General features: G+C 70.9%; 15 protein-coding genes and 1 tRNA gene. 6 read left to right on the top strand and 10 right to left on the bottom strand.

What is annotated here, in order from left to right:
* Window positions 1-14: 14 nt before the first annotated feature.
* Window positions 15-1,772 (bottom strand): SDR family oxidoreductase, encoded by a 1,758-nt coding sequence (locus QF034_RS19875; protein ID WP_307176233.1) that lies wholly within the window; start codon window positions 1,770-1,772, stop codon window positions 15-17.
* 168 nt (window positions 1,773-1,940) lie between these two features.
* On the opposite strand from QF034_RS19875, the gene QF034_RS19870 reads away from it, so the two are divergent.
* The 6 genes from QF034_RS19870 (at window position 1,941) to QF034_RS19845 (ending at window position 6,171) form a co-directional block, all read left to right on the top strand.
* Window positions 1,941-2,909 carry an ABC transporter ATP-binding protein gene (locus QF034_RS19870; protein WP_307179928.1) on the top strand — a complete coding sequence of 323 codons (969 nt, stop codon included), beginning with the start codon at window positions 1,941-1,943 and terminating at the stop codon, window positions 2,907-2,909.
* The gene (locus QF034_RS19865) at window positions 2,899-3,816 is read left to right on the top strand and encodes an ABC transporter permease subunit (protein WP_307176232.1); all 918 of its coding nucleotides are present in this window, start codon (window positions 2,899-2,901) and stop codon (window positions 3,814-3,816) included. The genes QF034_RS19870 and QF034_RS19865 overlap by 11 nt, the downstream gene beginning before the upstream one ends.
* Entirely contained in the window at window positions 3,813-4,724 is a 912-nt protein-coding gene (locus tag QF034_RS19860) for an ABC transporter ATP-binding protein (protein WP_307176231.1), read from the top strand. Before QF034_RS19865 ends, QF034_RS19860 begins: the two co-directional genes overlap by 4 nt.
* Window positions 4,725-4,733: 9 nt before the next feature.
* Window positions 4,734-5,453, top strand: coding sequence for an ABC transporter permease subunit (locus tag QF034_RS19855; RefSeq protein ID WP_306965546.1), 720 nt, complete (start codon window positions 4,734-4,736; stop codon window positions 5,451-5,453).
* A gap of 101 nt (window positions 5,454-5,554) precedes the next feature.
* Window positions 5,555-5,809 carry an SGM_3592 family protein gene (locus QF034_RS19850; RefSeq protein WP_307176230.1) on the top strand — a complete coding sequence of 85 codons (255 nt, stop codon included), beginning with the start codon at window positions 5,555-5,557 and terminating at the stop codon, window positions 5,807-5,809.
* A 275-nt stretch (window positions 5,810-6,084) separates the two neighbouring features.
* Window positions 6,085-6,171: transfer RNA gene (locus tag QF034_RS19845), tRNA-Arg, on the top strand.
* A gap of 21 nt (window positions 6,172-6,192) precedes the next feature.
* Here QF034_RS19845 and QF034_RS19840 read toward each other — a convergent pair.
* From QF034_RS19840 to QF034_RS19800, 9 genes are all read right to left on the bottom strand, one after another.
* A complete protein-coding gene (locus QF034_RS19840) occupies window positions 6,193-6,999 on the bottom strand; it encodes an HAD family hydrolase (protein ID WP_307176229.1) in 807 nt (268 codons plus the stop codon).
* The gene (gene serS, locus QF034_RS19835) at window positions 6,996-8,273 is read right to left on the bottom strand and encodes a serine--tRNA ligase (protein ID WP_307176228.1); all 1,278 of its coding nucleotides are present in this window, start codon (window positions 8,271-8,273) and stop codon (window positions 6,996-6,998) included. Before serS ends, QF034_RS19840 begins: the two co-directional genes overlap by 4 nt.
* Window positions 8,274-8,814: 541 nt before the next feature.
* Window positions 8,815-9,747 carry a prephenate dehydratase gene (pheA, locus tag QF034_RS19830; protein ID WP_307176227.1) on the bottom strand — a complete coding sequence of 311 codons (933 nt, stop codon included), beginning with the start codon at window positions 9,745-9,747 and terminating at the stop codon, window positions 8,815-8,817.
* A 61-nt stretch (window positions 9,748-9,808) separates the two neighbouring features.
* Complete coding sequence (efeB, locus tag QF034_RS19825; RefSeq protein ID WP_307176226.1) at window positions 9,809-11,098, bottom strand: iron uptake transporter deferrochelatase/peroxidase subunit; 1,290 nt, start codon at window positions 11,096-11,098, stop codon at window positions 9,809-9,811.
* A 6-nt stretch (window positions 11,099-11,104) separates the two neighbouring features.
* The gene (locus tag QF034_RS19820; protein WP_307176225.1) at window positions 11,105-13,111 is read right to left on the bottom strand and encodes a copper resistance CopC/CopD family protein; all 2,007 of its coding nucleotides are present in this window, start codon (window positions 13,109-13,111) and stop codon (window positions 11,105-11,107) included.
* A 13-nt stretch (window positions 13,112-13,124) separates the two neighbouring features.
* Window positions 13,125-13,607: a copper chaperone PCu(A)C gene (locus QF034_RS19815; protein WP_307176224.1), complete on the bottom strand. Its 483-nt coding sequence runs from the start codon at window positions 13,605-13,607 to the stop codon at window positions 13,125-13,127.
* Window positions 13,604-14,257, bottom strand: coding sequence for an SCO family protein (locus QF034_RS19810; protein ID WP_307176223.1), 654 nt, complete (start codon window positions 14,255-14,257; stop codon window positions 13,604-13,606). Before QF034_RS19810 ends, QF034_RS19815 begins: the two co-directional genes overlap by 4 nt.
* A 97-nt stretch (window positions 14,258-14,354) precedes the next feature.
* Window positions 14,355-15,098, bottom strand: coding sequence for a YcnI family copper-binding membrane protein (locus tag QF034_RS19805; protein WP_307176222.1), 744 nt, complete (start codon window positions 15,096-15,098; stop codon window positions 14,355-14,357).
* 188 nt (window positions 15,099-15,286) lie between these two features.
* Window positions 15,287-16,099 carry a hypothetical protein gene (locus QF034_RS19800; protein ID WP_307176221.1) on the bottom strand — a complete coding sequence of 271 codons (813 nt, stop codon included), beginning with the start codon at window positions 16,097-16,099 and terminating at the stop codon, window positions 15,287-15,289.
* Window positions 16,100-16,254 lie beyond the last annotated feature (155 nt).

The following is a 16,254-nucleotide window of genomic DNA, read 5'->3' as shown; positions in this document are numbered from 1 at the left end:
CAGGCAACTTGGGGTCACACCGGCGGCTTCAGCCGTGCGATCCTCCGCAGTGCTCCCGGCGCGAACCGCGACAGCCAGCGCGCACCCCGCGCCTCCGGCGTGACCGGGACCACCGCCTCGTTGCGCACCACCGCCCGCAGGATCGCGGCGGCGACCTTCTCCGGCGGGTAGTTCCGCAGCCCGTACAGACGGGCGGCACGCTGCTGGAGCCGTTTCTCCTCACCTGCCTCGACCCCGGCGAAGTGCGCCGTGGACGTGATCGCCGTGTTGACGAAGCCGGGACAGACCGCCGTCACGCCGATCCCCTGCCCGGCGAGTTCCGCCCGCAGGCACTCGCTGAGCATGAGGACGGCCGCCTTGGAGGTGCTGTACGCGGGCAGCGCCCGGGACGGCTGGTACGCCGCGGCCGACGCCACGTTGACGATGTGGCCGCCCTGCCCGCGCCCGGTCATCCGCCGGCCGAAGAGCCGGCAGCCGTGGATCACGCCCCACAGGTTGACGTCGAGGATCTTCTTCCAGTCCTCCGGCGTGGTGTCGAAGAAGGAACCGGACAGTCCGATCCCGGCGTTGTTCACGAGGACGTCCACCACGCCGTACTCGGTGGTGACCTTCTCGGCGAGCTTCTCCATGGCCTGCTCGTCGGAGACGTCGACCGTCTCCGCCCAGGCCGCTGGAGCGCCCGTCAGGCGGCACGACTCGGCGGTGCGGGCCGCCGCCTGAGCGTTCCGGTCGACGGCGACCACGCGCGCGCCGTTCTCGGCGAACGCCAGCGCCGTCGCCCGCCCGATGCCGCTGCCCGCCCCGGTGACCAGGACGAGCTGTCCGCCGAACCGCTGGGCGTGCCTGCCGCGCGCCGGCGCCGGGGACCGTCCGCTCTCCACGGACGTCACGAACTCCTCGATCCACGAAGCCAGCAGATCCGGACGGGTGCGTGGGATCCAGTGCCCCGCCTGCACGGTCCTGCGGGTCAACTCCGGAACCCACTGCTCCAGCCCGTCGGTGAGCCGCTCCGACAGGAACCGGTCCTCCAGGGGCGTCACGACCTGCACGGGCGCGTGCGCGTACGCGTCCGTGCGTGGCCTGCGCAGCCGGGGCCGTACGTTGTCCCGGTACAGCCAGGCCCCGTGTGCCGCGTCCGACGGCAGGGACGAGGTCGGGTAGTCACCCCGGGGCATCTTCTCGACGCGCTCCAGAACCCCCGGCCAGCGCTTGCCCAGCGGGCCGCGCCAGGCCAGCTCGGGCAGCACCGGCGTCTGCAGCAGGTACACGTACCAGGACCTGGCGCCCTGCCCGAGGAGCTGTCCGATCCGGCGCGGGGTGGGCCGCTTCACACGGCTGTCGATCCAGAGGCCGAAGTGGTCCAGGGACGGCCCGGACATCGAGGTGAAGGACGCGATGCGGCCCTCGGTGCGCTGCACGGTGATGAACTCCCAGCCCTGCACCGAGCCCCAGTCGTGCCCGACCAGATGCACCGGCCGGTCCGGGCTGACCGCGTCCGCGACGGCCAGGAAGTCGTCCGTCAGCTTCTCCAGCGTGAACCCGCCCCGCAGCGGCCGCGGTGCCGTCGACCGCCCGTGGCCGCGGACGTCGTACGCCACCACGTGGAAGTGCCCGGCGAGACGCGCGGCGACCTCGGACCACACCTCTTTGCTGTCGGGGTAGCCGTGCACCAGGACCACCGTCGGCCGCCGCGGATCACCGACCTCGGCCACGCACAGCTCGACCCCGCCGGTCCGCACCCGGCGCTCCCGCGCGCCCGTGAGCAACGTCATCCGGCGAATCTGACAGTTGTTAGAGGGTTCGTCAACAGGAGACTCCCGGTCGTGGTAACTCTCGAGAACCAGGTCCCCTAAGGGCCCGTACTACTCCAGGTTGACCTGAAGACAGCTCTGCGGAGTGACGACCGCCACGATTGCGGCCCGTACCTTCTAAGCGTGACTGTGATCGCGACCGAAAGCCTGAGCAAGCGGTTCCCCCGGGTGACCGCTCTTGACCGGCTCTCCGTGGACGTCGGGCCCGGTGTGACCGGACTCGTCGGAGCCAACGGAGCCGGCAAGTCCACACTGATCAAGATCCTGCTGGGTCTGTCCCCCGCCACCGAGGGCCGCGCCGAAGTGCTCGGCCTCGACGTCGCCACCAAGGGCGCCGACATCCGCGAGCGGGTCGGCTACATGCCCGAGCACGACTGCCTGCCGCCGGACGTCTCGGCCACCGAGTTCGTCGTCCACATGGCGCGCATGTCCGGCCTGCCGCCCACGGCCGCACGCGAGCGCACCGCCGACACCCTGCGGCACGTCGGCCTGTACGAGGAGCGCTACCGCCCCATCGGCGGCTACTCGACCGGCATGAAGCAGCGTGTGAAGCTCGCCCAGGCCCTCGTCCACGACCCGCAGCTGGTCTTCCTCGACGAGCCGACCAACGGCCTCGACCCGGTCGGCCGCGACGAGATGCTCGGCCTGATCCGCCGGATCCACACCGACTTCGGCATCTCGGTCCTGGTCACCTCGCACCTGCTGGGCGAACTGGAGCGCACCTGCGACCACGTCGTGGTCGTCGACGGCGGCAAGCTCCTGCGTTCCAGCTCCACCACGGACTTCACCCAGACCACGACGACCCTCGCGATCGAGGTCACCGACACCGACGAGCACCCGGACGGCACCCGCGCGGTGCGCGACGCGCTGCACGCGCGCGGGGTGAGCGTCGAGGACGGCAGCGGCCTGCCGGGCGCCGGCCACATCCTGCTGCTCACCGCCCAGGGCGAGGAGACGTACGACCTGGTCCGGGACGTGATCGCGGACCTCGGGCTCGGCCTGGTGCGCATGGAGCAGCGCCGGCACCACATCTCCGAGGTGTTCACGACCAGTGACCAGCACGAGCAGCGGAAGGAGGCGGTCGGCCATGGCGGTTGAGCACTCCACGGGGACATCCGCCCCGGCGCCGGGTGACCAGACCCGCATCCACAACATCGGCTACCGAAGCTACGACGGCCCCCGCCTGGGCCGCGCCTACGCCCGCCGCTCCCTGTACTCGCAGTCCCTGCGCGGTTCCTACGGCCTCGGCCGCTCGGTGAAGTCCAAGGTGCTGCCGATGCTGCTGTTCGTGGTGATGTGCGTGCCCGCGGCCATCATGGTCGCCGTCGCGGTCTTCACCAAGGCCAAGGCCCTGCCCGTCGACTACACGCGCTACGCGATCATCATGCAGGCGGTCATCAGCCTGTACGTCGCCTCGCAGGCACCTCAGTCCGTCTCGCGCGACCTGCGCTTCAAGACCGTGCCGCTGTACTTCTCGCGGCCCATCGAGACCGCCGACTACGTCCGCGCCAAGTTCGCGGCGCTCGCCTCGGCGCTGTTCATCCTCACGGCCGCTCCCCTGATCGTGCTCTACGTGGGCGCGCTGCTGGCCAAGCTCGACTTCGCCGACCAGACCAAGGGATTCGCACAGGGACTCGTCTCCGTGGCACTGCTCTCACTGCTCTTCGCCGGCATCGGCCTGGTCATCGCGTCGTTCACCCCGCGCCGCGGCTTCGGCATCGCGGCCGTGATCGCCGTGCTGACCATCACCTACGGCGCGGTCTCCACCCTCCAGGCCATCGCCGACACCCAGGGCAGCGGCGACGCCGTGCCGTGGATCGGACTGTTCTCGCCGATCACGATCGTCGACGGTGTGCAGTCCGCGTTCCTGGGCGCGACCTCCGCCTCCCCCAGCGGGGTGGGCCCGAGCACCGCCGAGGGCCTCGTCTACGTCCTCGTCGCCCTGGGCCTCATCGCGGCGAGCTACGGCCTCCTGATGCGCCGCTACAAGAAGGTGGGACTGTGACCACGCTCTCCATCGACCACGTCTCCCGCTGGTTCGGCAACGTGGTCGCCGTCAACGACATCACCATGACCATCGGCCCCGGCGTCACCGGTCTGCTCGGCCCCAACGGCGCCGGAAAGTCCACCCTCATCAACATGATGGGCGGCTTCCTGGCCCCCTCCACCGGCACGGTCACCCTCGACGGCCAAGCGGTGTGGCGCAACGAGCAGATCTACCAGCAGATCGGCGTCGTCCCCGAGCGGGAGGCGATGTACGACTTCCTCACCGGGAAGGAGTTCGTCCTCGCCAACGCCGAGCTGCACGGCCTGGGCGCCAAGGCGGCCCAGAAGGCGCTCGCCACGGTCGAGATGGAGTACGCGCAGGACCGCAAGATCCAGACGTACTCCAAGGGCATGCGCCAGCGCGTGAAGATGGCCTCCGCCCTGGTCCACGACCCGTCCCTGCTCCTGCTGGACGAGCCGTTCAACGGCATGGACCCGCGCCAGCGCATGCAGCTCATGGACTTGTTGCGGCGCATGGGCGACGAGGGCCGCACGGTGCTGTTCTCGTCCCACATCCTCGAAGAGGTCGAGCAACTCGCCTGGCACATCGAGGTCGTCGTCGCCGGCCGGCACGCCGCCAGCGGTGACTTCCGCAAGATCCGCCGCCTGATGACCGACCGGCCGCACCGCTACCTGGTGCGCTCCAGCGACGACCGCGCCCTCGCGGCCGCGCTGATCGCCGACCCGTCGACGTCCGGCATCGAGGTCGACCTCGCCGAGGGCGCGCTGCGCGTCCAGGCCGTCGACTTCGGCCGCTTCACGGCCCTGCTGCCGCGGGTGGCCAGGGACCACGGCATCCGGCTGCTCACGGTCTCGCCGTCCGACGAGTCCCTCGAGTCCGTCTTCTCGTACCTCGTCGCGGCGTAGGAGGCCCTGATGTACGACCCCACAGTCGCCCGGCTCACGTACCGGGCCCTGCTCGGCCGGCGCCGGGCCCTCATCCTCGGAGCCCTGCCGCTGCTGCTCATCGCCATCTCGGTGGTGGTGCGTTTCCTCGCCGGGGCGGACGACCAGACGGCGGCGGACCTGCTGGGCGGACTCGCCCTCGCCACGATGGTGCCGATCATCGGCGTCATCGCCGGAACCGGCGCGATCGGGCCGGAGATCGACGACGGCTCGGTGGTGTACCTGCTGTCCAAGCCGATCAAACGGCCGACGATCATCTTCACCAAGCTGATCGTCGCGATCGCCGTGACGATGGTGTTCTCCGCGGTGCCGACGCTCATCGCCGGCTTCATCCTGAACGGCAACGGCCAGCAGATCGCCGTCGCCTACACGGTGGCCGCACTGGTCGCCTCCATCGCGTACGCGGCCCTGTTCCTGCTGCTCGGCACGGTCTCCCGGCACGCGGTGGTGTTCGGCCTCGTCTACGCGCTGGTCTGGGAGGCCCTGTTCGGCTCCCTGGTGCCGGGCGCCCGCACGCTGAGCGTCCAGCAGTGGGCGCTGGCCGTGGCCCAGAAGGTCTCCGGCGGCGACCTGGTGACCTCCGACGTGGGCCTCACCACGGCGACGGTGCTGCTGGTGGCCGTCACGGTGCTGGCCACCTGGTACGCCGGTCAGAAGCTGCGCTCGCTGACCCTCGCCGGCGAGGAGTGACGTGCCCCGGCCCTGACGGGGGCTTCACCCCCGTCAGGGCACACTGGGCGAACGGTATGTAGGGATATCGCACGGAAGTTGGACGGCTGGGAGGGACGGGGATGGCGGGCGAGAGGGCTCAGTACGACGACCACGGACAGTCGGGATCGGGGTCCGGGGACGACTCCTGGGACGACCTCGTCCTGGACGACGACTTCATACGCTCCGCCGAGACCTCCGAGCCGTCCGCCCGCGCCCGGATGCTCGCCGCCCGCTGGCGGCGCGACGAACCGGAACCGCAGCCCTGGCGCTCCGACGAGCCGCCCGCGGGCTGGTTCTTCAGCAAGGCCCGGCGGCGCAGGTGGCGCAAGCGCTGACCGGCCCCGTCCGACCGCCGATTTAATCGGTGGCGTCCTTTTCGCCCGGCAGGCAGAGTAGTCGTGTTCCTGCCGGACGACGAGTCCGGCGTCACGTTCTGGGAGAGGAGCCGGACGATGTCCATGCACGGCAGTACGTCCAGCTCCCGTCAGGGCAGCCCGCGGCGGGTTCCGGAGTGATCGCTACCCCTCCGTAGAGCCCGCCCCGCACGGGGAGCTGCCCGGGGCGGCCGCTTCGAGCACGCGAATCGCACATCGCGTGAGGCCGCCCACCCGGAGGATTGGCCGAGTGGCAAGGCACCGGTTCCCTGAACCGCGGTCGGGCTGGAAAGCCCGCGCACGTTCGATCCGTGCATCCTCCGCCGCACACGCGACACGAAGGCTCAGCCCAGCAACCGCTCCAGCACCACCGCGATACCGTCCTCCTCGTTGGAGGACGTCACCTCGTCGGCGACCGCCTTCAGTTCCTCATGGGCGTCCGCCATCGCGACACCGTAAGAGGCCCAGGCGAACATCGGTATGTCGTTGGGCATGTCGCCGAAGGCGATCGTGTCGGCCGCCTTCACCTTGAGCCGACGCGCCGCCAGGGAGAGGCCGGTCGCCTTGGACAGGCCCAGGGGCAGGAGTTCGACGATGCCCTCGCCCGCCATGACGACGGTGACGAAACCGCCGGCGGTGCGCGTGGCCGCCTCGCACAGCTCGTCGTCCGAGAGCGTCGGATGCTGGATGTAGAGCTTGTTCAGGGGCGCGGTCCACAGGTCCCACGCGTCCGTGAAGGGGGTCGCGGGCAGATTGCCGTGCGCCGCGTAGCCCGGGCCCACCAGCACCTCGCCGTCCAGGCCGTCGCGGCTCGCCGCCAGGTACAGCGGGCCGACCTCCGCCTCGATCTTGGCCAGCGCCACCCCGGCCAGCTGCCGGTCCAGCGTCACCGACGTCAGCAGCCGGTGGGCGCCGGCGTCGTACACCTGCGCGCCCTGGCCGCAGACGGCCAACCCCTGGTAGCCGAGGTCGTCGAGGATGTGCCGGGTCCACGGGACCGCGCGGCCGGTGACGACGATGTGCGCGGCGCCCGCCGCGGTGGCCGCGGCGAGCGCGTCACGGGTACGGGCCGACACCGACTCGTCCGAACGCAGCAGCGTCCCGTCGAGGTCGGTCGCGATCAGCCGGTACGGGAAACCGTCGGTGGTCACTTGGCCACCGGCTCCAGGACCTCCCGGCCGCCCAGGTACGGACGCAGCACCTCGGGCACCCGCACCGAGCCGTCGGCCTGCTGGTGGTTCTCCAGGATCGCCACGATCGTGCGCGGTACGGCGCACAGCGTGCCGTTGAGCGTGGCCAGCGGGCGGACCTGCTTGCCCTCACGGACACGGATCGACAGGCGGCGGGACTGGAACTCGGTGCAGTCCGAGGTCGAGGTCAGCTCGCGGTACTTGCCCTGGGTCGGGATCCAGGCCTCGCAGTCGAACTTGCGCGACGCCGAGGCGCCCAGGTCGGCGCTCGCCACGTCGATCACGCGGTACGGCAGCTCCAGCGAGGTCAGCCACTGCTTCTCCCACTCCAGCAGCCGCTGGTGCTCGGCCTGGGAGTCCTCCGGGGCGACGTAGGAGAACATCTCGACCTTGTCGAACTGGTGCACGCGGAAGATGCCCCGGGTGTCCTTGCCGTGCGAGCCGGCCTCGCGGCGGAAGCAGGGCGAGAAGCCCGCGTAGCGCAGCGGCAGCTTGTCGGCGTCGAGGATCTCGTCCATGTGGTACGCGGCGAGGGGGACCTCGGACGTGCCGACCAGGTAGAGGTCGTCGTCGGCGAGGTGGTAGACGTCCTGGGCGGCCTGGCCGAGGAAGCCCGTGCCCGCCATGGACTGGGGGCGCACCAGGGCCGGGGTCAGCATCGGCGTGAAGCCGGCCGCGGTGGCCTGGGCCATCGCCGCGTTCACCAGGGCGAGCTCCAGCAGGGCGCCCACGCCGGTCAGGAAGTAGAAGCGCGAGCCGGAGACCTTGGCGCCGCGCTCCACGTCGATCGCGCCGAGGATCTGGCCGAGCTCCAGGTGGTCCCTGGGCTCGAAGCCCTCGGCGGCGAAGTCGCGGATCGTGCCGTGCGTCTCCAGCGTGACGAAGTCCTCCTCGCCGCCCACGGGCACGTCCGGGTGGACGAGGTTGCCGAGCTTCTGGAGCAGCTCCTGGGTCTCGGAGGCCGCGGCGTCGCGCTCCGCGTCGGCGGCCTTGACGTCGGCGGCGAGCTGGCCGGCCTTCTTCAGCAGCTCGGCCTTCTCGTCTCCGGACGCCTTGGGGATGAGCTTGCCGAGCGCCTTCTGCTCGGCGCGCAGCTCGTCGAAGCGGACGCCGGATGACCTGCGCCGCTCGTCGGCAGACAGGAGGGAGTCGACGAGCGCGACGTCCTCTCCACGGGCGCGCTGCGACGCGCGCACACGGTCGGGGTCCTCACGGAGCAGGCGAAGGTCAATCACGCGCTCAAGGCTACCGGTGTGGGGTGACCGCCCACGACTCACTATTACGGGTGTGGCTTACGTACCGCTATGCGGCAATTGCACACTGTGTCAATAAACCGACCGTCTTTCCCCGGAACGAGGCACCAGCAGGGCGCGGTGTTGACTCGAATCCCTTGGGGGGAACGGGACTTGGGCTCCGGTTGTCCACAGGGATCCACACCCGCCGAAGAGTTATCCACAGGCTGTGTGGAAGATCTGTGGACTTCGGAATTGATCACTCCGGAAGGCCCTGCCACGCCGAAGAATTCCCGGTGTAAACCCGCTCTACCCTCACTTTCGAGTGGAAATGAGTCACCCTCAAGAGTTACGCAAGGGAAAACGGTGGACGAAGGGTGACCTGCCCGTCGATGGACGCATCAGAGGTGTGCAGGGCGATTTGTCGACTGACTCACGCTTCGTTGTCGACTTGTCCCCAGGTCGAGAAGCTGGCCTGTGGATAACTTCTGTGGACAACGGCAATCAGCAGGTGCGACCGACCTGAAACCCGCTGGGACCGGTCCTAGAACCGGCCGTCCTGGCACCGCGCCACCCAGTCCGCAGCCGCCACGAACTCGTCGTCCGACGTCCCCAGCCGCGGCGGCTGGACATCCCCGGGCTCCAGGCCCGCGCGCGGGTAGGAGCCGAGATAGCGCACCTGGAGGCAGATCCGCTTCAGGCCCATCAGGGCCTCGGCCACCCGGCGGTCGGAGATATGACCCTCGGCGTCGATGCAGAAGCAGTAGTTGCCGATGCCCGCGCCGGTGGGCCGGGACTGGAGCAGCATCAGGTTGATGCCGCGGGTGGCGAACTCGCCCAGCAGGTCGCGCAGGCCGCCCGGGTGGTCGTCGCGCTGCCAGAGCACGACGGAGGTCTTGTCCGCGCCGGTGGGCGCCGCGGGCCGCGCGGGACGGCCGACCAGCACGAACCGCGTCTGGGCGTTCTCCGCGTCGTGGATCCCGGTCTCCAGGGCCTCAAGGCCATAGCGGGCGGCGGCGAACTCACCGGCGAAGGCGGCGTCGTACTGGCCCTCCTGGACCAGCCGGGCGGCGTCCGCGTTGGAGGCGGCCGACTCCCAGTGGGCGTCCGGCAGGTGCTTCTTCAGCCAGTTGCGCACCTGAGGCTGGGCGGCCGGGTGCGCGGAGACGGTCTTGATGTCCGACAGCTTCGTGCCCGGGCGGACCAGCAGCGCGAAGGTGATCGACAGCAGCACCTCGCGGTAGATCATCAGAGGCGCGCCGGCGACCAGCTCGTCGAGGGTGGTCGTGATGCCGCCCTCGACGGAGTTCTCGATCGGCACGAACGCGGCCTCGGCCTCGCCGAGACGTACGGCGTCGAGCGCGGACTGGACGGACACGTACGGGATGAGCTCCCGGGTGGCGGCCTCGGGAAGCGTGCGCAGGGCGACTTCGGTGAAGGTGCCCTCGGGGCCGAGATACGCATAGCTCGCTGGCATGACCTCACCCTAATGGGCTTGCGGAAGCGCTATCCCCCACAACGCGCACACAGCTCGACTGTCACCCCTCAAGCAACTTCTGCCCCACATACTCGCCTTCCGCGGCCCCACCGGGCACCGCGAACAGTCCGCTCGACTCGTGCCGGATGAACTGCGACAGGGCGTCGCCGCGGTCGAGCTTGCGCTGCACCGGTACGAAGCCGCGCAGCGGATCGGCCTGCCAGCAGATGAAGAGCAGGCCCGCGTCCGGGACGCCGTCCGGGTCGATGCCGTCGTGGAAGGAGAACGGGCGGCGGAGCATCGCCGCGCCGCCGTTCTGGTCGGGCCGGGTGATCCGGGCGTGGGCGTTGATCGGGACGACGAGATCGCCCTTGGCGTCCGTCTTCTCCAGGTCCATCGCGGTCGTCTCCGTGCCGCCGGACAGGGCCGCCCCGTCGGACTTGCGGCGGCCGATCACGTCCTCCTGCGCCTTGACGGAGAGCTTCTCCCAGTCGTCGAGGAGCATGCGGATGCGGCGTACGACGGCGTAGGAGCCGTTCGCCATCCAGGCCGGGTCGCCCTTCTCGGGCACGAAGATCCGCTGGGCGAAGTCGGCGTCGGACGGTTTCGGATTGCGGGTGCCGTCGATCTGGCCCATCAGGTTGCGGGCGGTCATGGGGTGGGCGGTGGCGCCCGGCGAGCGGTTGAAGCCGTTCATCTGCCAGCGGACCCGGGCCGCCGCGCCCGCGTCCTTCTGGATGGCGCGCAGGGCGTGGAAGGCCACGAGGGCGTCGTTGGCGCCGATCTGCACCCACAGGTCGCCGTTGCTGCGGTTCTTGTCGAGGTGGTCGGAGGAGAACTCGGGCAGCGGGTCCAGGGCGGTCGGGCGCTGCTTCTCCAGGCCGGTCCTGCCGAAGAAACTGTGGCCGAAGCCGAAGGTGATGGTCAGTGACGAGGGTCCGGCGTCGCGGGCCACGTCGGTGTCGTCGTGCGGGCTCGGCTCGCCGGCCATCAGCCGCCGGGCCGTCTGCGACCAGCGGCGCAGCAGGGCGGCGGCTTCCTTGCGGCCGGCGCCCGCCGCCAGGTCGAAGGCGACGAGATGGCCGCGGGCCTGGAGGCCGTCGGTGATGCCGGGCTGATGTTTCCCGTGAAACATCGCCCGGTCGGTGCCGAGCGAGGTGAGCGGGGCGGCGGCGTCGGAGGGGACGGCGGCGTATCCGACGGCCGCGCCTGCCGTGCCGAGCACGAGCCCGGTGGCACCGGCGGTGCCGAGCAGGCGTCGCCGTGAGATGCCGTCGCCGGTCGGCGCCGCTTCGGTCTCCCCCGGGGTGGTGCGGGGAGTGCGGGCTTCCGGAATGGACTGGTCAGCCATGGTGGTTCAGCCGATCTGCGCGTTCTTGGAGACGGTCACCTCGTCGATGTCGGAGGTCCGCACGGTCACGTCGACCTTCCAGTCGCCGGCCATGGGGATCTGCACTCCGTTCGCCGACCAGTGTCCGGTTGCGAGGTGGTCGGGGACGACGGGCAGCGGCCCGATGTCCTTGGCTTTGAGGGTGAACTCGACCTTCACCTCGGGGATGTCGAAGGCCCGGCCGTTGGGTCGCTCCACGTAGACGTGCATCTCGTTGTCGCCCACGCGTGCGGGGTCGAGGTCGACCGTGACGATGCCCTTGCCGTCCTTGCCGCCGGTGTCGAAGGGCATGTTCAGGGTCAGCGCACCGGAGGCGCCCGTGTCGGGCGAGGTGGACACGGAGGACGACGTGGCCGCCTTGGCCTCCTCCTCCGTGCGTCCCGGCTCGGTCTGGGTGAGGACGGTGGTGACGGCGAGCAGGACGACCGCGATGCCGGCCTCGGCCAGCACGGAGCGGCGCAGGCCGAAGCGGTTGGGGTCGGCGTCCCGCAGCCGCTTCTGCCGGGCGGCGTCCAGGGCGGCCCGCTGCCGGGCGAGCTGCGCTGCCCGCTCGGGATCGGCGGGCTCGGCATCGGGCTGCTCGCCGGAGTCGCGGTCGGTGCCGGAGTCGGCGTCGGCCTCCGCGTCCGTGGCGGTCCGTGCATTGCCGGTCGCATCGGGCCCGGCGCTACCAGCGGCCTCACCAGAGACATCGGTCTTTGCTCCGACCCGTGCCTTCTCCCGCTCCACGGGTGCCGGCACCGTCTCGGCCAGCCGTCCGGTCCACCGGCGGGAGATCCACGCGACGCCGACCAGGACGGCCACGAGCGCGATCTTGGCGAGGAGCAGCTGTCCGTACCGGGTGTCGGTGAAGGCCGACCAGGAGCCGAGCTGGCGCCAGGACTGGTACGTCCCGGTCGCGATCAGCGCGAGGACGCTGCCGAAGGCGACGCGCGAGAAGCGGCGTACGGCCGACGCGTCGACGGGCGCGTCGGCCGGGGCCCGGTACAGGGCGACCAGCAGTGCGCCCAGCCCGCCGAGCCACGCGGCGACGGCCAGCAGATGGAGGACGTCGACCGGCATGGCGATGCCCGCCTGGAGCCCGACCGAGGCGTGCTCGGACATCGCCCAGCTCGCGGCGAGCCCGGCCGCCACGACGACGCCGCCGATCGCGAGCCCGAAGGTCAGGTCCCGCTTCTCCTGGGGATCCTCGCGCTTGTCGTAGGCCCCGAACAGCACGGCGATGAACAGCGCCGCCGCGGCGAGCAGCAGCAGCCGGGACACCAGGGCGGCGCCGGTCTTGGTCTGGAGCACCTGCCCGAGCAGGGACAAGTCGAAGACGTCGGCGACCTTCCCGGAGCCGGTGAAGGAGCCCCGCAGGAGCAGCAGGGCGAGGGTGGCGGCGGTGAGGGCGAGCCACCCGGAGACGACGAACCGCTGCACGGGCCGAACCCCGGAGCCGCGCGGCCAGCAGGCGAGGACGAAGGCGGCGCCGCCGGCCAGGACGATGAACCCGGCGTAGGACACGTACCGTCCGAAGCCGTACAGCCAGCCGACCACGCCGTCGTCGGCGCTCTTCCCGGAGACCGACACGGACGTCTTGGACGGGGCGCCGATGGAGAAGGTGTAGGCACCGGCGACGGGATGGCTGTCCGCGGACACCACCTGGTAGGCGACCGTGTAGGTGCCGTCGGGCAGGCCGGAGTGGAGCCGCACGGCGTAGGTCGTGCCGCTGACGCCGGACGGCTCGCCCGCGTCGACGCGCTTGCCCTCGGGGTCGAGCACGCGCAGCGAGCCGTCGGACAGCGCGACCTGCTCGGAGAAGGTGAGCGAGACCCGGGCCGGGGCCTCGTCGACCACCGCCCCCTGTGCGGGGTCGCTGCCGGTCAGCGCGGCGTGCGCGGAGGCCGGACCGGCGCCGGCGAGGAGTGCGCAGGCCGCGGCAAGGAGCAGCAGCACGACGGTCCGGACGCGGGGGGCGATGGTCTGCGTCACAGTGGTCCCTCCCTCAGTGTCCGGTCTTCGGGGTGTAGGTCGCCGACTTCACCGGCATCTCGACCTTGACCGGGCCGGAGTGGGCGAAGTGGAGCTCGACGGCGACCGTCTGGCCTTCCTTCGGCTTCCGCTTCAGCTGTTCGAACATCAGGTGGTTGCCGCCGCTCTTCAGCACGAGTTCGCCGTGGGCGGGGACCTTGAGGCTCTTGACCTCCTGCATGGCACCGCCGGAGGTCTCGTGCACGGTGACCTGTCCGGCGGCGTCGCTGGTGACCGAGGTCAGCTCGTCGGCGGCCCCGCCCTTGTTGGTGACGGTGAAGAAGCCGGCCGCCATCTCGTCGGAGACGGGCTGCGGCATGTACGCGGAGCTCACGGAGAGTTCCGCCTTGCCGCTCCCGGAACCGGAGTTCCCGGAGTCCGAGTCCGAGCCGCCGCAGCCCGCCAGGGCCAGTGCCCCGGCCATGACGAGGGCTGTCGGGCCGAGTCGCCGCCTCACGGCTTCTGCCCCTTGACGATCTCGGGGAGGTCCTTGGTGTAGTCGTCGACGGTGGCGTCCTCGCCGTAGAGGACATAGCCGCCGTCGGTCTTCGGCGAGAACGCGATGACCTGGGTGCCGTGCTCGGAGACCATCTTGCCGTTCTTGTCCTTGTGCGGCGGGTCGATGGAGATGCCGAGGGTGCGGGCGCCGGCCTGGATGGTCGGGAAGTCGCCGGTGAGGCCGATGAACTGGGGGTCGATGCCCTTGAGCCACTTGCCGAGCTCGGCCGGCTTGTCACGGTCCGGGTCGGTGGTGACGAACACGACGCGCAGTTCGTCCTGTTCGGCCTTGGGCAGCTGCTTCTTGGCCACGGCGATGTTGCTCATGGTCGACGGGCACACGTCGGGGCAGTGGGTGTAGCCGAAGTAGATCAGCGTGGGCTTGCCCTCGGTCTCCTTGCGGAGGTCGTACTTCTTGCCCTGCGTGTCGGTGAGGACCAGGTCCGGCTTCTCGAACGGCTTGTCGAGGACGGTGGCGGCCTTGTCGCTGCCGGCCTGCTCCGAGACGACGGCGACGGGCTTGTCGCTGTCGTTGCCGCTGCCGCAGGCGGTGAGGGTCAGGGAGGCCGCGGCGAGCAGAGCGGCCGCGGCGAAGGTCTTGGTGCGCATAGAGAAATGTCCCAGATGTCGGTGACCCGGCGCGCACCGGGGGTGCCCCGCCCGGGGGGGCGGGAATCCGGCGCGCGCCGTTGCAACGGAAACGGCGTCAGGCGTTGGTGCGCCGACGCCCGGCCAGCACGCCGTAGGCGACGCCCGCCGCGCCGACCACGATGCCGACGATGCCCAGCACGCGGGCGGTGGTGTCGGTGCTGTCGGAGGAGGCGGAGTCGGAGGCGGCGGTGTCGGCGGAGGCCTTCTCGGCCGACTTGGCGTCGGAGGCCTCGTCGCCCGAGGAGGCGTGGTGCCCGTCCTCGGAGGCGGCGGACAGCTCCAGCACCGGGGCCGGGTTGTCGGGCTCCTCCTGGCCCTCCTGCGGCACCTCGATCCAGCGGACGACTTCCTTGTTGGAGTACGTCTGGAGGGCCTTGAAGACCAGCTGGTCGGTGTCCTCGGGCAGTTGGCCGATCGAGAGCGGGAACTTCTCGAAGTAGCCGGGCTCGATGCCCTTGCCGTCGGCGGTCCAGGTGACCTTGGTGACGGCCTCGGAGATCTTCTCGCCGTGCAGCTCCAGCGGCTTGTCCAGCTTGGACTTGGTGACGTCGATCTTCCAGCCGGGCATCGGCTCCGGCATCACCGAGGCCAGCGGGTGGTCGGTGGGGAAGGTGACCTCGAGCTTGGTGGTCGAGGCGTCGTCCCGCTCGTTGGGGACCTTGAAGTCGACGACCGCGTAGCCGCCCTTGGCGGCGGTGCCCTCGGGCTGCACGCTGACGTGCGCGAAGGCGGGGACGGACAGGGCGAGAACGGTGACACCGGCGGCGGCACCGGCCGCGGCGATACGGGAAGCCTTCATGGAAGGGAGCACTCCGCTGTGAGTCGAGTCGGGAGGGTGAAGAGGGATGCGCGCACGCGCGCGTGCCGCACGACGGCGGCCCTCCTCCAAGCCGTCCGAATCATCCGAGTCACACGAGTCGAGCGAATCAACTGGATGTAACGGATCAAGCGGATCGTACGAAAAGGCGGAGTGGTGGTCGCGTCGCGTCAGGCGGCGAGGGCGAGTGCGGAGGCGCGAGCCGTGGCGGCCGGCGGGCCGCGCCGGATCACCGTGTGCTGAAGTGCGGTCGTGCGGGGCATCGCAGGGGCCGGCCGCACGGCGTGCACAGGGCGCGGACCTGCCTCCGGCGCTCCCGGCAACCCGGCGCGCAGGGCGCGCACCAGCGCGAGTGCGGCCCGCAGGGAGCGCACGAGCGCGCCTTCGGTGACCCCCTGCGCCGACAGTTCGGTGAGCCGCAGCAGGGCCAGGTCGCCGTGGCGCAGCAGCCAGCCGGCGGCGATCGCCGCGAGGACGTGGCCGATCAGCATCGGCAGGGACGGCCACAGCGAGGCCGACGCCCCGGTGTCCGACGGCAGGTGCGTGTGCGCACCCGTGGCCGGCTGGATCCGGGCGTCGGTGAGGATTTTGTGCGCCTGCACGGGGCTGATCGCCGCGGCCGTCGTGCCGCACACGAACCGCGCGGCCTGCTGGACCAGCGTGGCGTCACTGGTTCCCGCGGGCACCGACGATGCGGCGGCGGTGCCGTGCTGACCGAGCCCGAACAGCGTGTGCAACACCGTCTGGCCGGCCGCGAGCAGCGCTGCGATCCCCGGCAGCGAGCGCACGCGCCCGGCGAACGGCGCCGCCACGGCGAGCACCCCGAGGAACCCGGCGCCCAGCGTCCACAGCGGAATGCCGTCGCAGGAGGCGAGCGCGTGACCTGCCCCGGCCAGCACGACACAGACCGCGGCGAACACCGCGGCCCGCAGGATCCGGAGTGCGAGTCCGGAGCGCGTCGCGCACGCGTGGGGGGCAGTCATGGCGGGCTCATCATCGCACTGGTCACCCAGGCCTCGTGCGGCAGGTCCGCAAGATGCCGTACGACCGGAACGTCACCCTCTGGCCCCACCCGTCCCTCCACATACACCGATCAGGGCTAGGGCGCATCCGCCGTATGGGCGGCGTCACGTCAACT

Origin of the sequence: Streptomyces africanus, assembly GCF_030816955.1 — a bacterium.
GTDB lineage: Bacteria > Actinomycetota > Actinomycetes > Streptomycetales > Streptomycetaceae > Streptomyces > Streptomyces africanus.
Note: the sequence above shows the minus strand (reverse complement) of the source record. Positions and strands in the feature narration are given on the sequence as shown.